The sequence below is a fragment of the Ralstonia condita genome (assembly GCF_958405655.1).
GTDB lineage: Bacteria > Pseudomonadota > Gammaproteobacteria > Burkholderiales > Burkholderiaceae > Ralstonia > Ralstonia condita.
The window spans coordinates 1,097,757-1,116,717 of the sequence record NZ_CATYWO010000001.1 but is presented as its reverse complement, the minus strand read 5'-3'; the positions used below and the strand labels follow the sequence as shown (position 1 = coordinate 1,116,717).

General features: G+C 64.1%; 15 protein-coding genes. 4 read left to right on the top strand and 11 right to left on the bottom strand.

Going from position 1 to position 18,961, the window contains the following annotated elements:
* Positions 1-158: 158 nt before the first annotated feature.
* The 3 genes from mfd (at position 159) to serB (ending at position 5,771) form a co-directional block, all read left to right on the top strand.
* Complete coding sequence (gene mfd, locus R2N03_RS05280) at positions 159-3,590, top strand: transcription-repair coupling factor (RefSeq protein WP_316655888.1); 3,432 nt, start codon at positions 159-161, stop codon at positions 3,588-3,590.
* 38 nt (positions 3,591-3,628) lie between these two features.
* A complete protein-coding gene (argE, locus tag R2N03_RS05275; RefSeq protein ID WP_316656583.1) occupies positions 3,629-4,813 on the top strand; it encodes an acetylornithine deacetylase in 1,185 nt (394 codons plus the stop codon).
* Between the two features lie 100 nt (positions 4,814-4,913).
* A complete protein-coding gene (gene serB, locus R2N03_RS05270) occupies positions 4,914-5,771 on the top strand; it encodes a phosphoserine phosphatase SerB (RefSeq protein WP_316655886.1) in 858 nt (285 codons plus the stop codon).
* A 28-nt stretch (positions 5,772-5,799) separates the two neighbouring features.
* On the opposite strand, the gene R2N03_RS05265 is transcribed toward serB, so the two are convergent.
* From R2N03_RS05265 to phaC, 9 genes are all read right to left on the bottom strand, one after another.
* Complete coding sequence (locus R2N03_RS05265) at positions 5,800-7,026, bottom strand: cystathionine beta-lyase (RefSeq protein ID WP_316655884.1); 1,227 nt, start codon at positions 7,024-7,026, stop codon at positions 5,800-5,802.
* A 53-nt stretch (positions 7,027-7,079) separates the two neighbouring features.
* A complete protein-coding gene (locus tag R2N03_RS05260) occupies positions 7,080-7,829 on the bottom strand; it encodes a hypothetical protein (protein WP_316655882.1) in 750 nt (249 codons plus the stop codon).
* On the bottom strand, positions 7,804-8,988 hold the full coding sequence (gene bktB, locus R2N03_RS05255) for a beta-ketothiolase BktB (protein WP_316655880.1): 1,185 nt from the start codon (positions 8,986-8,988) through the stop codon (positions 7,804-7,806). The genes R2N03_RS05260 and bktB overlap by 26 nt, the downstream gene beginning before the upstream one ends.
* A 94-nt stretch (positions 8,989-9,082) precedes the next feature.
* Positions 9,083-10,444: a 30S ribosomal protein S12 methylthiotransferase RimO gene (gene rimO / locus R2N03_RS05250; protein WP_316655878.1), complete on the bottom strand. Its 1,362-nt coding sequence runs from the start codon at positions 10,442-10,444 to the stop codon at positions 9,083-9,085.
* Positions 10,445-10,507: 63 nt separating this feature from the next.
* On the bottom strand, positions 10,508-11,488 hold the full coding sequence (locus tag R2N03_RS05245; RefSeq protein WP_316655876.1) for a tRNA dihydrouridine synthase: 981 nt from the start codon (positions 11,486-11,488) through the stop codon (positions 10,508-10,510).
* Between the two features lie 196 nt (positions 11,489-11,684).
* Entirely contained in the window at positions 11,685-12,239 is a 555-nt protein-coding gene (gene phaR / locus R2N03_RS05240) for a polyhydroxyalkanoate synthesis repressor PhaR (protein ID WP_316656581.1), read from the bottom strand.
* 385 nt (positions 12,240-12,624) lie between these two features.
* Positions 12,625-13,365, bottom strand: coding sequence for a 3-ketoacyl-ACP reductase (locus tag R2N03_RS05235; protein WP_316655873.1), 741 nt, complete (start codon positions 13,363-13,365; stop codon positions 12,625-12,627).
* Positions 13,366-13,485: 120 nt separating this feature from the next.
* Entirely contained in the window at positions 13,486-14,667 is a 1,182-nt protein-coding gene (locus R2N03_RS05230; RefSeq protein WP_316655870.1) for an acetyl-CoA C-acetyltransferase, read from the bottom strand.
* 89 nt (positions 14,668-14,756) lie between these two features.
* Positions 14,757-16,550, bottom strand: coding sequence for a class I poly(R)-hydroxyalkanoic acid synthase (gene phaC, locus R2N03_RS05225; RefSeq protein WP_316655868.1), 1,794 nt, complete (start codon positions 16,548-16,550; stop codon positions 14,757-14,759).
* 268 nt (positions 16,551-16,818) lie between these two features.
* On the opposite strand from phaC, the gene R2N03_RS05220 reads away from it, so the two are divergent.
* A complete protein-coding gene (locus R2N03_RS05220; protein WP_316655865.1) occupies positions 16,819-17,049 on the top strand; it encodes a hypothetical protein in 231 nt (76 codons plus the stop codon).
* A gap of 4 nt (positions 17,050-17,053) precedes the next feature.
* On the opposite strand, the gene pgeF is transcribed toward R2N03_RS05220, so the two are convergent.
* Positions 17,054-17,863 carry a peptidoglycan editing factor PgeF gene (gene pgeF / locus R2N03_RS05215; protein ID WP_316655863.1) on the bottom strand — a complete coding sequence of 270 codons (810 nt, stop codon included), beginning with the start codon at positions 17,861-17,863 and terminating at the stop codon, positions 17,054-17,056.
* Entirely contained in the window at positions 17,847-18,959 is a 1,113-nt protein-coding gene (locus R2N03_RS05210) for an RluA family pseudouridine synthase (RefSeq protein ID WP_316655861.1), read from the bottom strand. Before R2N03_RS05210 ends, pgeF begins: the two co-directional genes overlap by 17 nt.
* Positions 18,960-18,961: the final 2 nt, after the last annotated feature.

The window sequence follows — 18,961 nt, the reverse complement described above, 5'->3', positions numbered from 1 at the left end:
TGAACGTGGGCGCAGCATTTGCGTGGTTTTTGGCCCTCGCAAGCACGCAGCTGGCGCGGATTTTATAATAGCGGTCTACGTCACGACACCCCGCCTGCACATGCCGGCGGGGTGTCGTGCTTTGTCTTGCAGTCGTGCCCCCCAGAACCTGACACCCCATGTCCGATTTTTCGCTCTCCGCCCTGCCCGCCGTCAAACCGGGCTCGCGCTTCGTCTTCAGCGGCCTGCAGGGCGCGGCAGATGCCCTGCTGCTGGCGCGCTACCTGGAGCAGCATCGCGCCGCTGTGCCGATGCTGGCGGTGGTCTGCGCCAATGCCGTCGATGCTCAGCGCCTGGCCGAGGAGCTACGCTGGTTTGCCCCGCAGGCGCGTGTGAAGCTGCTGCCGGACTGGGAAACGCTGCCGTACGACAATTTCTCGCCGCACCAGGATTTGATCTCCGAGCGGCTGGCGACGCTGCATGACCTCCAGAACGGTGCGTGCGACATCCTCCTCGTGCCCGCCTCCACGGCGCTGCAACGCGTGGCGCCGCCATCGTTCCTGGCGGCCTACACGTTCTTCTTTAAAAAAGGCGAAAAGCTGGACGAGGCGGCGCTGAAAGCGCAGTTCACGTTGGCCGGCTACGAGCACGTCAGCGCCGTGATGCGCCCAGGCGAATACTCCGTGCGCGGCGGCCTCATCGACTTATTCCCGATGGGCTCACCGCTGCCGTACCGGCTCGACCTGTTTGGCGACGAAATCGAGACCATCCGCTCATTCGATCCCGACACGCAGCGCAGCCTCTACCCGGTCAACGAAGTCCGCCTGCTGCCGGGCCGCGAATTTCCGATGGACGAAGCCTCGCGCACGGCCTTCCGCGGTCGCTGGCGTGAGGTGTTCGAAGGTGACCCGACGCGCTCGCCCATCTACAAGGACATCGGCAACGGCGTGCCGAGTGCCGGCATCGAGTATTACCTGCCGCTGTTCTTCGAAGAGACCGCGACGCTGTTCGACTACCTGCCGGGCGCCACGCATCTCGCCTTCGTAGGCGACATCGAAGGCGCGGTGCGCCGCTTCTGGGCCGACACCACGCAGCGCTACAACTTCATGCGCCACGACCGCGAGCGGCCGCTGCTGCAGCCTTCCGCGCTGTATCTGGATGAAGAGGCGTTCTTCGTCGCGGCCAAGCCGCACGCTCGCCTGGTGTTGCGCGCCGAGCCGGGTGATGCACCGCTTTCGCTGCCGTTGCCGAACGTTGCCGTCAACCGCCGCGCAGAAGACCCGCTGGTCAATCTCGAATCGTTCCTCATGCGCAGCAATTGCCGCGTGATGATCTGCGCCGAATCCGCAGGCCGTCGCGAGACGCTTGCGCAAATGCTTGCCACCAGCGGCCTGCACCCCGAGGGCGTCGCGGACTTTGCCGATCTGATGAGCGGCGATGCCAAGTTCGTGCTGGGCGTGGCACCGCTGTACCAGGGTTTCATCCTCGGCGACGAACGCATCGCGCTGATCACCGAGACCGAGCTGTACGCGCAGACCGTGCGCCGCGCCGGTCGCCGCAAGCAGGAACAGGCCACCGCCGTCGATTCGATGGTGCGCGATCTGGCCGAGCTGAAGATCGGTGATCCGGTGGTGCACAGCGAACACGGCATCGGGCGCTACCAGGGGCTGGTGTCCATCGACATGGGCAATGGCGAGGAGGAGTTCCTGCACCTCGACTACGACAAGGGCAGCAAGCTGTACGTGCCGGTGCATCAGTTGCATGTGATCTCGCGCTACTCGGGCGCCGATCCGGAAACCGCGCCGCTGCATTCGCTTGGCTCGGGCCAATGGGAAAAAGCCAAGCGCAAGGCGGCGCAGCAGATCCGCGACACGGCAGCTGAGCTGCTGAACCTGTACGCCCGACGTGCTTTGCGCCAGGGCTTTGCGTTCCCGCTCACGCCGGAGGACTACGCCACATTCGCCGAGAGCTTCGGCTTTGAAGAAACGCCCGATCAAGCCGCCGCCATTGCTGCGGTGATTGCCGACATGACGTCGGGCAAGCCGATGGACCGCCTGGTCTGCGGCGACGTCGGCTTCGGCAAGACGGAAGTCGCGCTCCGTGCCGCATTTGTTGCGGTGATGGGCGGCAAGCAGGTGGCCATCCTGGCACCGACTACGCTGCTGGCCGAGCAGCACTACCAGACGCTGGTCGACCGCTTTGCCGACTGGCCGGTGCGCATTGCCGAGATATCGCGTTTCAAGAACAAGAAAGAGATCGATGCCGCGATCGACGCCATCAACGCCGGCACGATCGACATCGTGATCGGTACGCACAAGCTGCTCTCGCCGGACGTAAAGTTCGACCGGCTGGGACTCGTCATCATTGACGAGGAACACCGCTTTGGCGTGCGCCAGAAAGAGGCGCTCAAGACGCTGCGCGCCGAGGTGGACGTCCTCACGCTCACCGCTACGCCGATCCCGCGCACGCTGGGCATGGCGCTGGAAGGCCTGCGCGATTTCTCGGTGATCGCCACGGCGCCGCAAAAGCGCCTGGCCATCAAGACGTTCCTGCGCCGCGAGGAAGACGGCGTGCTGCGCGAGGCCATTCTGCGTGAGCTGAAGCGCGGCGGGCAGGTCTACTTCCTGCACAACGAGGTCGAGACTATCGAGAACAAGCGCGCCAAACTGGAAGAGCTGATTCCGGAAGCGCGCGTGGTGGTCGCACACGGCCAGATGCACGAGCGCGAACTCGAACGCGTGATGCGCGATTTCGTGGCCCAGCGCGCCAACATCCTGCTGTGCACGACGATCATCGAGACCGGCATCGACGTGCCAACGGCCAACACGATCCTGATCCACCGCGCCGACAAGTTCGGCCTGGCGCAGTTGCACCAGTTGCGTGGCCGCGTCGGGCGCTCGCACCACCAGGCGTATGCGTACCTGCTGGTGCACGACGTCGACGGCCTGACCAAGCAGGCACAGCGCCGCCTTGAAGCCATTCAGCAGATGGAAGAACTCGGTGCGGGCTTCTACCTGGCGATGCACGACCTGGAAATCCGTGGTGCCGGTGAGGTGCTGGGCGACAAGCAATCGGGCGAGATTTCCGAGATCGGCTTCCAGCTCTACACCGACATGCTCAACCAGGCGGTGAAGTCGCTCAAGGCCGGCAAGGAGCCCGACCTGATGGCGCCACTCGCGGCCACGACCGAGATCAACCTCGGCACGCCGGCCCTGCTGCCGCAAGACTATTGCGGCGATGTGCAGGAGCGCCTGTCGCTGTACAAGCGCCTGGCCAACTGCGAAAGCAGCGAGACCATCGACAACATCCAGGAAGAATTGATCGACCGCTTCGGCAAGCTGCCGCCGCAGGCGCAATCGCTCATCGAGACACATCGCCTGCGTATTGCCGCCCAGCCGCTCGGCATCCGCAAGATCGACACGGGGGCGAACGCTGTCACGCTGCAGTTCGTGCCGAATCCGCCGGTCGATGCCATCAAGATCATCGATCTCGTGCAGAAGAACCGGCAGATCAAGCTGGCCGGACAAGACCGTTTGCGCATCGAGAATATCCCGGCCGAGACCGCGGCGCTGGCGCAGACGATCCGCCACGCCATGCGTCAACTGACGTGATCCGAGAGCATCGACGGTTCAAGACAAGGATACCTATGATGAGCACCGCCCTCACCACGCTCGACTGGACACGCAAGCTGGTCAGCTTCGACACCACCAGCCGCGGCTCCAACCTCGCGCTCATCGAAACCGTGCGCGATTACCTGCGCGGGGCTGGCGTCGAATCGCACCTCTCGCACAACGACGATGGCAACAAGGCCAATCTGTTCGCCACGATTCCGGCAGCGGACGGCAGCGTACAGGGTGGCATCGTGCTGTCGGGCCATACCGATGTGGTTCCGGTGGACGGCCAGAAATGGGACAGCAACCCGTTTGCGCCGGAAGTGCGCGACGGCAAGCTCTACGGACGCGGCACGTGCGACATGAAGGGGTTCATTGCCGCGTCGCTGGCGCTGGTGCCGTCGCTGCTGCAGGCCCGACTGCGCGAGCCTGTGCACCTCGCGCTGTCATATGACGAGGAAGTCGGCTGCGTGGGCGCCCCGCGCATGATCGAAGACCTGATCGCGCGCGGCATCAAGCCCGCCGGCTGCATCGTCGGCGAGCCCACCTCCATGCGCCCGATCGTCGCGCACAAGGGCATCAACGCCTACCGCTGCCGCGTGCACGGCCGCGCCGCGCATTCGTCGCTCACGCCGCAGGGCGTCAACGCCATCGAATACGCCGCGCGCATCATCTGCTTCGTTCGTGACCTGGCCGATGAATTTCGCGCGAAAGGCCCGTTCGATGAGGCATTCGACGTGCCGTTCACGACCGCATCCACCGGCCTGATCCAGGGCGGGATTGCGCTCAACACCATTCCGGCGCTGTGTGAGCTGGTATTCGAATTCCGCAACCTGCCTGGCGTGGATGCACCGGCCATCCGCGCACGCGTGGAGCGCTTTGTTCGCGAGACCATCGAGCCGGCCATGCAGCGAGAGCACCCCGACGCCCGCATTGAGCTTGATGAAATTGCGGCCGCGCCGTCGCTCGACGCGTCCGAGCAGGCCGCCATCACGCAACTCGTGCGCGCGCTGACCGAGGACCATGACAAGCGCAAGGTGGCCTACGGCACGGAAGCGGGCCTGTTCCAGCGCGCCGGCATTCCCGCGGTGCTGTGCGGTCCTGGCAACATCGAACTGGCTCATAAGGCCAACGAGTACGTCGATCTGTCCCAGCTCGATGCCTGTGACCGGTTCCTCTCCAAGGTCGCACGGAGCCTGATGATCGATACCGCAACTGCCTGAGCCTTAGCCCGTACAGGCCTCGCCTGTCGTCGGGGCGCGTTGCGACCGGCCCGTTCGTTACAATAGCGGGCTCCACGGCGCATCTTTTCCTCTCTCTTCCATGCCTGTCGTCCTGCAAAGCCTGTCGCCACTATCCACTGGCGACATCGAATCCGTCCGTAGCCTGTTCGGCAGCGCCGCCTACGAGATGCGTGCGCCCAACGTCGCCACGATTGAATGGGTGCATGAGCTGCCCAGCGAGCTGCGCGTCCAGCTGGATGCCATCTGTGCCAACCTGAAGCTGGACTACGCCTGGATTCCCGACGAATGGACCTTCGGGGATTTCCGTGTGCTGGCGATGGACATGGACTCCACGCTCATCACCATCGAATGCATCGACGAGATCGCCGACTTCTGCGGGCTCAAGCCCCAAGTGGCCGCCATCACCGAGGCCTCGATGCGTGGCGAGATCAAGGATTTCAACGAAAGCCTGACGCGCCGCGTCGAACTGCTGAAAGGCCTGGACGCGAGCGTGCTCGAACGCGTCTACAACGAGCGGCTACGCCTGTCCCCCGGGGCCGAGAACATGCTCAAGGCCGTGCAAGCCATGGGTATCCGCACCCTGCTCGTGTCAGGCGGCTTCGAGTTCTTCACCTCGCGCCTGCAGGAGCGCCTGGGCCTGGATCGCACGCGCGCCAACACCCTTGAGATTGTCGACGGCAAGCTGACAGGTCGCGTGCTCGGCGATATCGTCAATGCCGATGTCAAAGCGCAGACGCTCAAAGCGTTCTGCAACGACCTGGGCGTGACGCCGCAGGAGGCCATTGCCATGGGCGACGGCTCGAACGACTTGAAGATGATGGGGGTAGCGGGCCTGTCGGTGGCGTTCCGCGCCAAGCCCATCGTCCAGGCGCAAGCGGACGTGGCGTTCAACGTCGTCGGCCTGGACGGTCTGCTGAATCTGTTCCCGCTGCAGTAAGCCGCAGCGGAAACGGCGGGCGGGAGCGTTATTCCGCCCGCAGGTACGTTTCCATCGCGTGTTTCAGATCGGCGATCAGGTCACGCGGGTCTTCCAGTCCGATGTACAGCCGCACGAAACCGCCTGCGTTTTCCCAGCCCGCCGGCGGCCACGCGGTCGCCGTACGCATTGACGAAATGTTGTACGGCAGCGCAAGGCTGTGCGCCCCACCCCACGAAAAGCCGATTGCGAAGTAGCGCAGCCCTTCGATGAAGGCATCGACCTCGGCCTGCGAGTAACGCTCGTGCAGCACGATCGAGAACAGGCCGCTCGCGCCGGTAAAGTCGCGCTTCCAGAACGCGTGGCCAGGACAATCCGGCAGGGCCGGATGCAGCACGCGTACGATCTCCGGCCGGTCGGCCAGCCATTCCGCAACTTCACGCGCATGGGCGTCGTGCGCCGCCAGCCGCGTCGGCAAGCTCGGCAGACCGCGCAGCACGAAATAGCAATCATCCGCCGACACGCCCCACCCCATGCGCATGCGCGTGGCCAGCAGCTTGTGGTGCACTGTCTCGTCATTGGTGATCGCCGCGCCCATCAGCACGTCGCTGCCGCCGGACTGGTACTTGGTCAGCGCCTGGACGGAGATATCGATTCCGTGGGCGAACGGCTGGTAATACACGCCGCCGCTCCAGGTGTTATCGATGGCGGTGAGGGCGCCTGCGGCACGGGCCGCTTCGGCGATGGCAGTGCAGTCCGGCACTTCCATCGTCACCGAGCCGGGCGCTTCCAGCCACACCAGCTTGGTGTTATGCCGGATGAGGTCGGCAATCCCGGCGCCGATCATCGGATCGTAATAGCGCACGGTGATACCGAACTGGCGCGCCATCCATTCCGCGTGGTCGCGGTTCGGTCCGTAGGCGTTATCAGGCACCAGCACATCGTCGCCGGATTGGATCAGCGCGAAGTACACCAGCGAGATTGCGGCCAGCCCCGAAGGCAGCAGCAACGCGTGCGAGCCGCCTTCAATCTGCGCCAGCGCCTGGCACAGCGCATCCGACGTCGGTGTGGCGTGCAAGCCATAGCGCCAATGCACCACGCTGCCGCTGCCGAAGGCCCGCATGTCAGCCAGGTTCTTGAAGACCACGGTCGATGCGCGGTGCGTGGCATGCGAGAACGCCGCAAAGCCGGGCGGAACATCCAAGTTCGGATGCACGGCTACGGTGGAAGGAAAGGCGGCGGGAAACTTTGGCGGGAGCTTGTTATCGTCGGTCACGGAAGTTCCTCGTACGTAGCGTAGGGGCGGCGGTCAGCCATTGACCCGGCAGCTTACCAGCGGGCGCCTGATTGTGCGGGATTGACCGGCGTCAGCACTGGCGCGGGAGCCATCTGCCCGGGGGCAGCCGGCATGGTTGGTGTCGCTGGCGCGGCAGCATTGCTGTTGGCTGCGTCATCGTATGGTGGAATGACGACCACGGCGACAGGCCTCAGCACGAAGGGCAGCGTACGGCCATCGTGCGCAACGTCCGTCCATGTTCCGCGCACATTGCCGCGCGCGTCGATGGCGCCCTCCCATGTGCCGCTGACGCGCGTGCCGTCTTCCGACTCCTCCATGAGGAAGCCGCCGTTCTCGTATTCACCGGTCACGAGTCGCACGCCCGGGCTGTTGCCGGCGACGTATTCGCCATGGACGCTGTCGATTTCGCCGGGCTTGCGGCCCAGGCGCATGCGGATCGACATGTCGCCGATCACCCCGGTGTAGACCGGGAATTTTGCATAGTCGGGCTGCGGCTGCAGCACGGGGGGCTGCCCGGTCTGGACAGACAGTCCGTTGGTGGACTTGGCCGCCTGGGCGGCGCGCCGCTTGTCGCCATCGGCGATGGCGCGGTTCAGGCCCAGGTCGCCCGGCTGCACGGTGGCGCCGCCGGTCGAAACGTCGTAGCCGTTGTCGGGCGTCGGCGTCCGGGCAGACGCCGACGCTGCGCCCAGGACCAGCAGTAACGCGATCAGCGCTCCTGCCGGCCCCATTGGGCGTTGAATCGAAACGATGTGCTCAGATGCGTTCAAACACCGCGGCAATCCCTTGTCCTCCGCCAATGCACATGGTCACCAGCGCGTAGCGACCGCCAATGCGCTGCAACTCATGCAGCGCCTTGACTGTAATCAGGGCACCCGTTGCGCCAATGGGGTGGCCCAGCGAAATACCCGAGCCGTTCGGGTTGACCTTGGCCGGGTCGAGGCCGAGTTCCTTCGTCACCGCGCAGGCCTGGGCGGCGAAAGCTTCGTTGGCCTCAATCACATCGAGATCCTTGACCGACAGGCCGGCGCGCTCCAGCGCATTGCGCGTGGCGGGCACGGGGCCGATGCCCATGATCTTCGGATCCACACCCGCATGCCCATACGACACCAGGCGCGCCAGCGGCTTGAGACCGCGCTTTTCCGCCTCCGAGCGCTCCATCAGCACGAGCGCCGCACCCGCATCGTTCAGGCCCGACGCGTTGCCGGCTGTGACCGTACCGTTCTCCTTCGCGAAGACCGGCTTGAGCTTGGTCATGTCATCGATGGTCGCGTCATGACGGACGTGCTCGTCGGTATCGAACTGGATGTCGCCCTTGCGCGACTTGATCGTGACCGGAACGATCTGGTCCTTGAAGTAGCCGGCACGGATCGCGCGCGAGGCACGCTGGTGCGATTCCAGGGCCGTCTGGTCCTGCTGCTCACGGCTGATGCCAAATTCGCGGGCGACGTTTTCTGCCGTCACACCCATATGGATCGTATGGAACGGGTCGTGCAGCGCGCCGAGCATCATGTCGACCATCTTGGCGTCGCCCATGCGGGAGCCCCAACGGGCGGCCGGGGCCAGGTACGGCGCGCGGCTCATGCTTTCGGCGCCACCGGCGATGGCGATGTTGGCGTCACCCAGCAGGATCGTCTGTGCGGCGCTCACCACGGCCTGCAGGCCCGATCCGCACAGGCGGTTGACGTTGAATGCCGGGGTTTCGGCGGACACGCCGCCGTTGACGGCCGCCACCCGCGAGAGATACATGTCGCGCGGTTCGGTGTTGATGACATGGCCGAACACCACATGGCCAACCTCCTCACCCTTCACGCCGGCGCGGGCCAGCGCCTCACGCACCACCAGCGCGCCCAGTTCGCACGGCGCCACGTCCTTCAGGCTGCCGCCAAACGTCCCGATTGCGGTACGAACGCCGCTCACCACCACCACTTCACGTGCCATTGCTGTCTCCTATGCCATCAAAGTTGGATGGCGGCCAGTATAAACGCACGACCGTTCGCAAATTTTAGGTAGGACTACTTAAGCAAACGCTGCCTCAGACCTCACCCCACAAGTCGTGGCCATCGGCGCCCGTGATCTTGACCGACACGAAATCGCCTGCCTTGTAGCGCTTGTAGGGCTTGGCCGGCGGCGCGATGTAGACCAGACCATCAATTTCCGGCGCATCCGCCGACGAACGGCCGATGCCGCCGTCCTGGTTCACCTCGTCCACCAGCACCCGCAGCGTCTTGCCGACCTTGCGCTGCAAGCGGCGCGCGGATACACGCTCGGCCACCTCCATGAAGCGCGCACGGCGCTCCTCGCGCACCTCGTCGGCCAGCGCACCGGGCAGCTCGTTGGCCGTGGCACCTTCCACGGGCGAATACGCGAAGCAGCCGACGCGGTCCAGTTCGGCTTCGGCGATGAAGTCGAGCAGCGTTTGGAACTCTTCTTCCGTTTCGCCCGGAAAGCCCGCGATGAAGGTGCTGCGAATGGTCAGCTCCGGGCACACCTCGCGCCAGGCGCGGATGCGGTCCAGCGTCTTTTCGGCGTTGGCCGGGCGCTTCATGCGCTTGAGCACGTCCGGGTGGGCGTGCTGCAGGGGCACGTCGAGGTACGGCAGCACCTTGCCCTCGGCCATCAGCGGCATCACTTCGTCCACGCTCGGGTACGGATAGACGTAGTGCAGGCGCACCCAGGCGCCGTACTGGGAGGCCAGCTCACCGAGCGCCGCCACCAGTTCGGTCATCCGTGTCTTGAGCGGGCGGCCATTCCAGAAGCCCGTGCGGAATTTGACGTCCACGCCGTAGGCGCTCGTGTCCTGCGAGATCACGAGCAGCTCCTTGACGCCCGCCTTCAGCAAGTTCTCCGCTTCCAGCATCACTTCAGCCACGGGGCGCGAAACGAGGTCCCCGCGCATCGACGGGATGATGCAAAAGCTGCAGCGATGGTTGCAGCCTTCGGAAATCTTCAGATACGCATAGTGCTTGGGCGTGAGTTTGATGCCCTGCGGCGGAACCAGGTCGATAAACGGGTCATGCGGCTTGGGCAAGTGCGTGTGCACGGCTTCCATGACTTCGCCCAGCGCGTGGGGCCCCGTCACGGCAAGCACCTTGGGGTGCACGCTCGTGATGATGTCCTGGCCAGCGGCATCTTTCTTGGCGCCCAGGCAACCCGTGACGATCACCTTGCCGTTCTCGGCCAGCGCCTCGCCAATCGCGTCCAGGCTCTCCTGCACGGCCTCGTCGATGAAGCCGCAGGTGTTGACCACGACAAGGTCTGCGCCGCCGTACGTGCCGGAAATCTCGTACCCCTCCGCACGCAGTTGGGTGATGATCTGCTCGGAATCGACGAGCGCCTTGGGGCAACCGAGCGAAACGAAGCCCACCTTCGGGCTCTGGGGACTGACGTCGGACATGGAAACAACCTGATGTGGGAGAGGATTTGCGCGGGTCACGGGTTGGCCGCGCTGTTGCGTATTTTAACTGTTTGCCATGCCTCGGCGGCCAAGCGCAAGCAGCATCTGGTGGATCACCTGCTCGATTTCGAGCGCGTCCTGCAGGCGCCGGATGGCGTCGTGCAGTTCCGCGGCCTGCGGCCACGTCCGCTTCAGATAGCTGAGCCACAGTTTGACGCGGCCATGTTCATGTTTGGCCGAGATGCGCGCGTGCAGCTTTTTCAGGTAGGCGGACAGGTACCCCAGGACGATCGGCCACTCCGCGGGGGACGGCTCACGCTCGGCCTGGCCGCGAATGCGCTGCGCCAGGAACGGATCGGAGACCGCGCCGCGGCCGATCATCACGTCGTCGCAGCCGCTGACTGCCCGGCAGCGCTCCCAGTCGGTCACCGTCCAGACTTCGCCATTGGCGGTGACCGGCACGGCGACGGCATCGGCAATCCGTGCGATCCAGTCCCAGTGTGCGGGCGGGCGATAGCCATGATCGCGCGTGCGGGCATGCACTACCAGCGCCTGGGCTCCGCCTTCCGCCAAGGCCGTCGCACACTCAATGGCGCGAGACGTGTCCGAAACACCGAGCCGCATCTTTGCCGTCACCGCAATGTGTGCAGGCACCGCCGCGCGCACGGCCCGCACGATGTCATGCAGCACTTCCGGCGTAGCGAGCAGCATGGCACCGCCGCCATGCCGGTTCACCACCTTGGCCGGACAGCCGAAATTCAGGTCGATTCCGTGCGGAGACAACGTTGCGGCATAGGCGGCGTTGCGGGCCAGCCATTCCGGATCGCTGCCGAGCAATTGGATGGCCATCGGCGTGCCGCTGGCCGTGTAGCCGCCGTTGCGGATCTCGGGCGTCTCACGCTCATAGGTGCGCGCGGGAAGCAACGAACCTGTCACGCGAACAAACTCCGAGACGCACCCGTCGTATCCGCCAGCCTGAGTCAGCACATCGCGCATGACGAAATCCGCGACCCCTTCCATCGGGGCAAGCAACAGGCGGCTCATGCGAAAACGGAAAACGACCGGCACGCGTGCCGCAGGCTGACAGCAATCATGGGAAAACCAAAACGGGGTCGGAGAGTGATGCGGCGCTTGCCACACACGAAGCGCCGGCATTTTACCCTGCCGCCCGCCACGGGGCCCCAAACGAAAAAGGCGAACCGCCACGCGATTCGCCTTGCTTCTGCCAGCGCTGCCGAACCTACTTCTTCTCGGGCGGCTGGTTGAACGGGAATGTCCCGAACATGTTCTTGGCCTGGCTCTGCATCTGTTCCTGCATCTGCACGAACAGGTTTTTGCTCTGCTCGATGTAGTTGCTCATCATGCCCTGCATCATCGGGCCCTGCATGTTCATGAACTGCGACCACATGTCCGGGTTGAACGTGTTGCCGCTATACAGATCCTTCGAGTTTTCTGCCAGCTTGTTCTGGATGTCGATGAACGCCTGGATGTTCTTCTCGAGGTACGTTCCCATCATTCCCTGCATGGCATGGCCGTAGAAGCGGATGATCTGCGCCAGCATGGAGCCGGAGAACATCGGCACGCCACCGGTTTCTTCTTCCAGGATGATCTGAAGGAGGATGCTACGGGTCAGATCTTCACCGGATTTCGCATCGATGACACGAAACTCCTCGCTTTCCATCACAAGCTGCTTGACGTCTGCCAGCGTGATGTAAGTGCTGGTCTGGGTGTCATAGAGCCGGCGGTTGGGATATTTCTTGATCAGCCGTTCGGTGCCCTTCTTGCTGGTGGCCATCATGCCTTTCCGTGTTGGCGATGCTGCTGCGGTGCAGCCGATGCAGTGCGAAATCGGCGCAGCAACATACAAGTCTTGCGCTGCTGCTCCGATCTGCGTGCGAGTGCGGCAACGCAAGTGCATCCGGTTATGATCGGACGCCCCTTGTCTCCCTGCGGAGCGCCTCCGTGACTGGATTCTATGCGGATCGCCCTGCAAAGAAAAGGCGACCTCCCCCGGTAAAAACCCGCAGCATTTTGACGCGAGCGAGTCAGCTGAATGCGCGCGGGAATAAACAAATGCGCTGTGCTGCAATGCACTTGAGGCATTGCAGCACAGCGCGAGGTTTCGGGGAACATTGCTGCAGCCATGCCGCAGCATTGCCGCAGCATGGAGATCGTGGCGGTCAGCCCATGTGCAGGCCGCCGTTGAGCGAGAAGTCTGCGCCGGTAGCAAAGCCCGACTCTTCCGAGGCCAGCCACGCGCAGATCGAGGCGATCTCTGCGGGCTCGCCCAGGCGCTTGACCGGAATCGTGCCGACGATCTTATCGAGCACATCCTGACGAATGGCTTTCACCATGTCGGTGGCAATGTAGCCCGGCGATACGGTATTGACCGTGACACCTTTCGTGGCCACTTCCTGCGCCAGCGCCATCGTGAAACCGTGCAGGCCGGCCTTCGCTGTCGAGTAATTGGTCTGCCCAAACTGGCCCTTCTGGCCATTCACCGACGAGATGTTCACGATCCGGCCCCAGCCGCGATCAGCCATGCCATCGATGACCTGCTTGGTCACGTTGAATAGCGAAGTCAGGTTGGTGTCGATCACCGCGTCCCAATCGGCGCGGGTCATCTTGCGGAACACCACGTCACGCGTAATGCCGGCGTTATTGATCAGCACATCCACGTCGCCCACTTCCGCCTTGACCTTGTCGAAAGCGGCCTTGGTCGATTCCCAGTCACCAACATTGCCTTCCGAGGGGATGAAATCGAAGCCGAGCGCCTTCTGCTGTTCGAGCCACTTCGCCTTGCGCGGCGAGTTCGGTCCGCAGCCTGCAACGACGGTAAAACCGTCGCGCGCCAAGCGCTGGCAAATCGCCGTTCCGATACCGCCCATGCCACCGGTGACGTATGCGATGCGTTTGGTCATGTCCACTCCTTGTCGTTGTTGTTGGAACTGCCCGGTCATTTACCGGGCAGCTGATGCTCGGTGTGTCTCGGATCGGCATGCGCAGCATTCGTTCCGCGTCACGCCCATCCCACCACAAGATTACGGACGCTCAACAGCCAGCGCCACGCCCATGCCGCCGCCGATACACAGCGAAGCGAGGCCCTTCTTCGCATCGCGCTTCTGCATCTCGTGCAGCAGCGTGACCAGAATGCGGCAGCCCGACGCGCCGATCGGATGGCCGATGGCGATGGCGCCTCCGTTGACGTTGACCTTGGAGGTATCCCAACCCATCTGCTTGTGCACGGCCAGGGCCTGCGCGGCAAACGCCTCGTTGATCTCCATCAGGTCCAGATCGCCAACAGACCAACCGGCACGCGACAGGCAACGCTGGGACGCCGGCACCGGGCCCATCCCCATGACCTTCGGGTCCACGCCGGCGCTGGCGTAGGCGCGGATGGTCGCCAGCGGCGTCAGCCCAAGCGCCTTGGCCTTCGCGGCAGACATCACCACGACCGCCGCCGCGCCATCATTGATGCCCGATGCGTTGGCGGCCGTCACCGTGCCAGCCTTGTCGAAGGCTGGCTTCAGGCTGGTCATCGATTCCAGCGTGGCGCCGTGGCGGATGAACTCGTCCTGCGCGAAGGCGATCGGGTCGCCCTTGCGCTGCGGGATCATGATCGGGACGATTTCATCGTTGAATCGACCGGCCTTCTGCGCAGCCTCTGCCTTGTTCTGCGAGGCAACGGCGAACGCGTCCTGCGCCTCGCGCGTGATGCCATATTCCTTGGCGACGTTCTCGGCTGTGATGCCCATGTGGTACTGGTTGTAGACGTCCCAGAGACCGTCAACGATCATCGAATCGATGAGCTTGGCGTCGCCCATGCGAAAGCCGTCGCGCGACCCCGGCAGAACGTGCGGGGCGGCCGACATATTCTCCTGACCACCTGCCACGACGATCTCGGCATCGCCCGCCATGATGGCGTTGGCCGCCAGCATGACGGCCTTCAGGCCCGAACCGCACACCTTGTTGATGGTCATGCCCGGTACCATGTTGGGCAACCCAGCCTTGATGACGGCCTGACGGGCAGGATTCTGTCCCGAGCCGGCAGTCAGCACCTGCCCCATGATGACTTCGCTCACCTGATCCGGCGCGACCTTGGCGCGCGACAGGGCTTCGCGGATAACGGCCGCACCCAGGTCGGGCGCAGCAACCTTTGCCAGCGAGCCGCCAAATTTGCCGACGGCGGTACGTACCGCCGATACGATCACAACATCGGTCATTTGCTTACCTTCCACTTTCGAGAGAGAGAGTCGTGAGAAACCGTCAGCGGTCGTGGCCGCGACGGCAACGGGGGATCATTCGCGCGATCTTACGCTTTCTGTTTGACGTATCGGCCAGGCGCTGGCTCGATCTCCGGGTAGTCTCCACTGCCGTAGCGCTTGGGAGCCGCCTTCTGTGCCCCGGCGTGGGACGCCAGCCACGCCGACCAGTCGGGCCACCAGCTGCCCGGCTGCTCCTTGGCACCCGCGAACCACGCATCGGCGGTGTCAGGCAGCTTGGCGTTGATCCAGTGCGAGCGCTTGTTGGCCGCCGGCGGGTTGATCACGCCGGCGATATGACCAGAAGCCCCGAGCACGAAACGCCGTTCGCCCTTGAGCAGCGGCACCGACGCATAGGCCGAATGCCATGGGACGATGTGGTCTTCGCGCGAGCCGTAGATGTAGACCGGCGCATCGATCTTGCCGAGGTCCACAGGCGTGCCGTTGACCTTCAGCTTGCCGGGAATCTTCAGGTCGTTCTGCAGGTACGTATGGCGCAGATACCAGCAGTACCACGGCCCGGGAAGATTGGTGGAATCACCATTCCAATACAGCAGATCGAACGGCGCAGGCGTCTTGCCCTTCAGGTAGTTCTCGACCACATAGTTCCACACCAGGTCATTCGGGCGCAGGAACGAGAATGTGTTCGCCAACTCGACCCCACGCAGCAGGCCAGGACCGGTGGGCGCCTGTGCGCCGATGGTCCGCTCACGCATCTCTACCTGCGCCTGGTCCACAAAAACGTCGAGAATGCCGGTGTCTTCAAAGTCGAGTAGCGTCGTCAGCAATGTAAGGCTCGCGGCCGGGTGTTCGCCGCGCGCGGCCAGCACGGCCAGCGCCGTCGACAGGATCGTGCCGCCGACACAGAAGCCCAGCGCATTGATCTGGTCCTGGCCGGAAATCTCCCGCGCCACACGCAGTGCCTCGATCGCGCCGCCTTCGATATAGTCGTCCCACGTCCGGGACGCCATGCTCGCGTCGGGATTCCGCCACGAGACCAGGAATACCGTATTGCCCTGCTCGACCGCATAGCGCACAAGCGAGTTGGCGGGCTGCAGGTCGAGGATGTAGAACTTGTTGATGCATGGCGGCACCAGCAGCAGCGGGCGCGCATACACCTTTGCCGTCAGCGGCTTGTACTGGAGGAGCTGGAAATAATCGTTCTCGAAGACGACCGCGCCTTCGCTGTTGGCGACGTTCTGACCAATCTCGAATGCGGTCTCATCCGTCTGGGAAATCTTCCCGCGCTCCATGTCCTGCAACATGTTCAGAATGCCGGTACGCAGGGATTCGCCGCGCGACTCGATCAGGTGCTTCTGCGCCTCGGGATTGGTCGCCAGGAAGTTGGATGGCGACATCGCTGCCGTCCATTGCGAGACGGCAAAGCGCACGCGCTCGCGAGTCTTTGCATCGGCCTCGACGGCGTCGGCCATTTCCGTCAAGGTGCGCGCATTGAGCACGTAGAACGCCGCTGCATAGCCGTAGAGCGGACTCTTGCGCCACGCATCATTCGCAAAACGGCGGTCGGACGGCGCGATGGCCTCAGCGCCCTCTCCGGTGCTCATGTGGCGCCAGATCTTCAGCCATTCTTCGAGATACTTTTGCTGGATTTCCGCCAGCCTTTCATGCGGGATCAGCGTGAATGGGCTCGCGCCCTCGCCCGCCTGCGCGCCGTTGACGCCGGCAGAAGCCGGTGAGGCGCCTCCGGGTTGGGCAAACGCACCTGCAAAGGCTTGCCATTGCTTGAACTGCTCAGTCCACTTTGCGGGGTCCGCCAAGCCCTGCCAGGAGGCTTGAGTGTGGGCGCCAGATGCTTTGGAAGATGTCGATTGACGCGATGCCATAGTGCCCTCGATCCGTACGATATATGCCACTCCGATAATGGAAGCCGCATAACTCGTAGTATTGCGGGGCATTGTTGCCTTGTGGTTTCAAGGCTGTCAACGGGAGTTGCCCGATCAACCTACGTAAACCTTGATCGGGCGCGGGTTTTGGCGCCTCGGGAAAATAAGGCGTCCACTGAATGGCTAAGCTCGGTGACGGGGCTATGCGCCGGGCGGCGCCGTTTCATGCGAGACTGCCGCATTGCGCCGACGCCGGGCCATTTCGTCCATGTATATCGTTGCCATTGCCTGGCTTTATGTCGTTCTGATGATGTCCTTGACTGAGCAATCGTGGATTGCAGGTGTCGGCACGTTCCTCCTGTACGGCGTCGCACCGCTCTCGCTCTTTCTGTGGATCGTCGGATCGCCTGCGCGCAAGCGGCGCCGACAGGCACGCGAGTCTTCCGCGGCCAAGGTGGAGGCAGATACCGCCGCCTCGGCCGGCGACGGTACGCCCTGAACTGTCACTCGGCGCGCCAGATCAGCGTCGCCATGCGACCGGTTGTGCTGGCGCGGCGGTATGAGTAGAAACGGCTCGCGTCGGTCATCGTGCACAATCCACCGCCGTACACGTCGGTGCAACCAAGGCGCGCCAGTCGCAGCCGGGCGAGCGCATAGAGATCGGCAAAGAATTTCCCTTCGACTGCCCCTCGGACGAAAGCAGCCTCCGTGGCACGCCACTCGTCAGGTCGGGCTGCATCCAGAAAGGCCCGCCGCACTTCCTCGCCAACCTCGAAGCACGAAGGGCCAATCGCCGGACCGAGCCACGCCAACCATGTCGGATCCGCTTCCTGCCCACTGGCACGCAGCCGCTCCATCATTGCGTCGATCGTGCGCTCGATCACACCGCTACACAGGCCACGCCACCCGGCGTGAGCCGCGCCCACCGTCACTCCACGCGCATCACTGAGCAAGATCGGCAGACAATCGGCCGTCATGACGACGCAGACGCGGTCCCGGCAGGAAGCCACGGCGGCATCAGCCACCACGGGCGTCAACGGGCCGGCGACTTGGTCGAGGTCGGCCACGCCGGTGCCGTGCACCTGCTCCATCCACACAGGCTCCGAGGGGAGCGCCTCCCGCAGGATGCGGCGATTCTGCTCGACGGCTTCGGGCGCATCGCCGACATGCCGGCCAAGGTTCAACCCGCCGGGCAGCCCGCCAGCCAGGCCGTACGGGCCGACGCTGACACCGCCCAAACGAGTCGTCGACAAGGCCCTGACGCGCGGGTGTGCCGGCCAGTCGGGAATGATCCAATCACGTGAGTTCGACATCGGGATCGAGGTCCAGGGCTTCCATCAATGCGGCGAAATCCTCAGGCACGGGCGCTTCCCAGTGCACCGACTTGCCTGAGGCTGGATGCACCAGGCCCAAGCGCACGGCATGCAGGGCCTGCCGGGCAAACGGCACGGGAAGCGGGGCCTTGATCGTCTGTGGTCGCCCCCGCCGGAAGTTGCGGGTGTACACCGGATCGCCCACGAGCGGATGGCCCTCGGACTCGAAATGCACACGAATCTGATGCGTGCGGCCGGTCTCGAGCTGGCAGCGCACGAGCGAGATCTGCGCGCGTCCCAGGTCCACCACGTCCAGCGTCTTGAAATGCGTGCGCGCCGGTTTGCCGCTCGCCGTTTCGATGATGGCCATGCGCGTGCGATCGCGAGGATCGCGCCCGATCGGCGCATCGATCGTGCCCTCCTCCGGCGTCTCCCCCCACACGAGCGCAAGGTAGGTTCGCTTGACGGTGCGAGCCTGCAGTTGCCGCACGAGATCGGTCTGCGCAGGCAGCGTACGAGCAACCACCATCAGGCCTGACGTCTCCTTGTCGAGCCGATGGACGATGCCGGCACGCGGCAATGCCGCTGCGTCCGGATAGCGATACAGCAGGCCGTTGAGCACAGTGCCGCTCCAGTTGCCGGCGGCTGGGTGCACGACCAGGCCAGCCGGCTTGTTGATGACGAGCAGCGTGTCATCTTCATAGATCACGTCCAGATCGACGGGCTCCGCGACGAAGGCATGCTCGTCGGCTGCCCGCTGGGGCACGACCTCCACGCGCGCGCCACCGGACACGGCCGCACGCGGGCGCACCGCTGCGCCATCCACGCGCACGGCACCTGCGTCGATCCATTGCTGCAGGCGGCTTCGCGAATAGTCGGGCAGCAGCTTGGCGAGCACCTTGTCCAGGCGTTCGCCATGGAGGGTTTCAGGGATTTCCACGACGATGGGAACGACGGCGTCCGCTGCGTCAACGGCAGGCAAGTCGAGCGACTCATCGTCGAGCGCGTCTTCGGCGTCCCGCGCAGTGAGGGAAACGTCAGCAGCTGCGTCGTCTGACACAGGGCTTGGGCTATAATGCTTGATGCGATTTTTCATTC

Coding starts and splice junctions, on each gene's coding strand:
- mfd (WP_316655888.1), top strand. CDS start 159: ATGTCCGATTTTTCGCTCTCCGCCCTGCCCGCCGTCAAACCGGGCTCG.
- argE (WP_316656583.1), top strand. CDS start 3,629: ATGAGCACCGCCCTCACCACGCTCGACTGGACACGCAAGCTGGTCAGC.
- serB (WP_316655886.1), top strand. CDS start 4,914: ATGCCTGTCGTCCTGCAAAGCCTGTCGCCACTATCCACTGGCGACATC.
- bktB (WP_316655880.1), bottom strand. CDS start 8,988: ATGGCACGTGAAGTGGTGGTGGTGAGCGGCGTTCGTACCGCAATCGGG.
- rimO (WP_316655878.1), bottom strand. CDS start 10,444: ATGTCCGACGTCAGTCCCCAGAGCCCGAAGGTGGGCTTCGTTTCGCTC.
- R2N03_RS05245 (WP_316655876.1), bottom strand. CDS start 11,488: ATGAGCCGCCTGTTGCTTGCCCCGATGGAAGGGGTCGCGGATTTCGTC.
- phaR (WP_316656581.1), bottom strand. CDS start 12,239: ATGGCCACCAGCAAGAAGGGCACCGAACGGCTGATCAAGAAATATCCC.
- R2N03_RS05235 (WP_316655873.1), bottom strand. CDS start 13,365: ATGACCAAACGCATCGCATACGTCACCGGTGGCATGGGCGGTATCGGA.
- R2N03_RS05230 (WP_316655870.1), bottom strand. CDS start 14,667: ATGACCGATGTTGTGATCGTATCGGCGGTACGTACCGCCGTCGGCAAA.
- phaC (WP_316655868.1), bottom strand. CDS start 16,550: ATGGCATCGCGTCAATCGACATCTTCCAAAGCATCTGGCGCCCACACT.
- R2N03_RS05220 (WP_316655865.1), top strand. CDS start 16,819: ATGTATATCGTTGCCATTGCCTGGCTTTATGTCGTTCTGATGATGTCC.
- pgeF (WP_316655863.1), bottom strand. CDS start 17,863: ATGTCGAACTCACGTGATTGGATCATTCCCGACTGGCCGGCACACCCG.
- R2N03_RS05210 (WP_316655861.1), bottom strand. CDS start 18,959: ATGAAAAATCGCATCAAGCATTATAGCCCAAGCCCTGTGTCAGACGAC.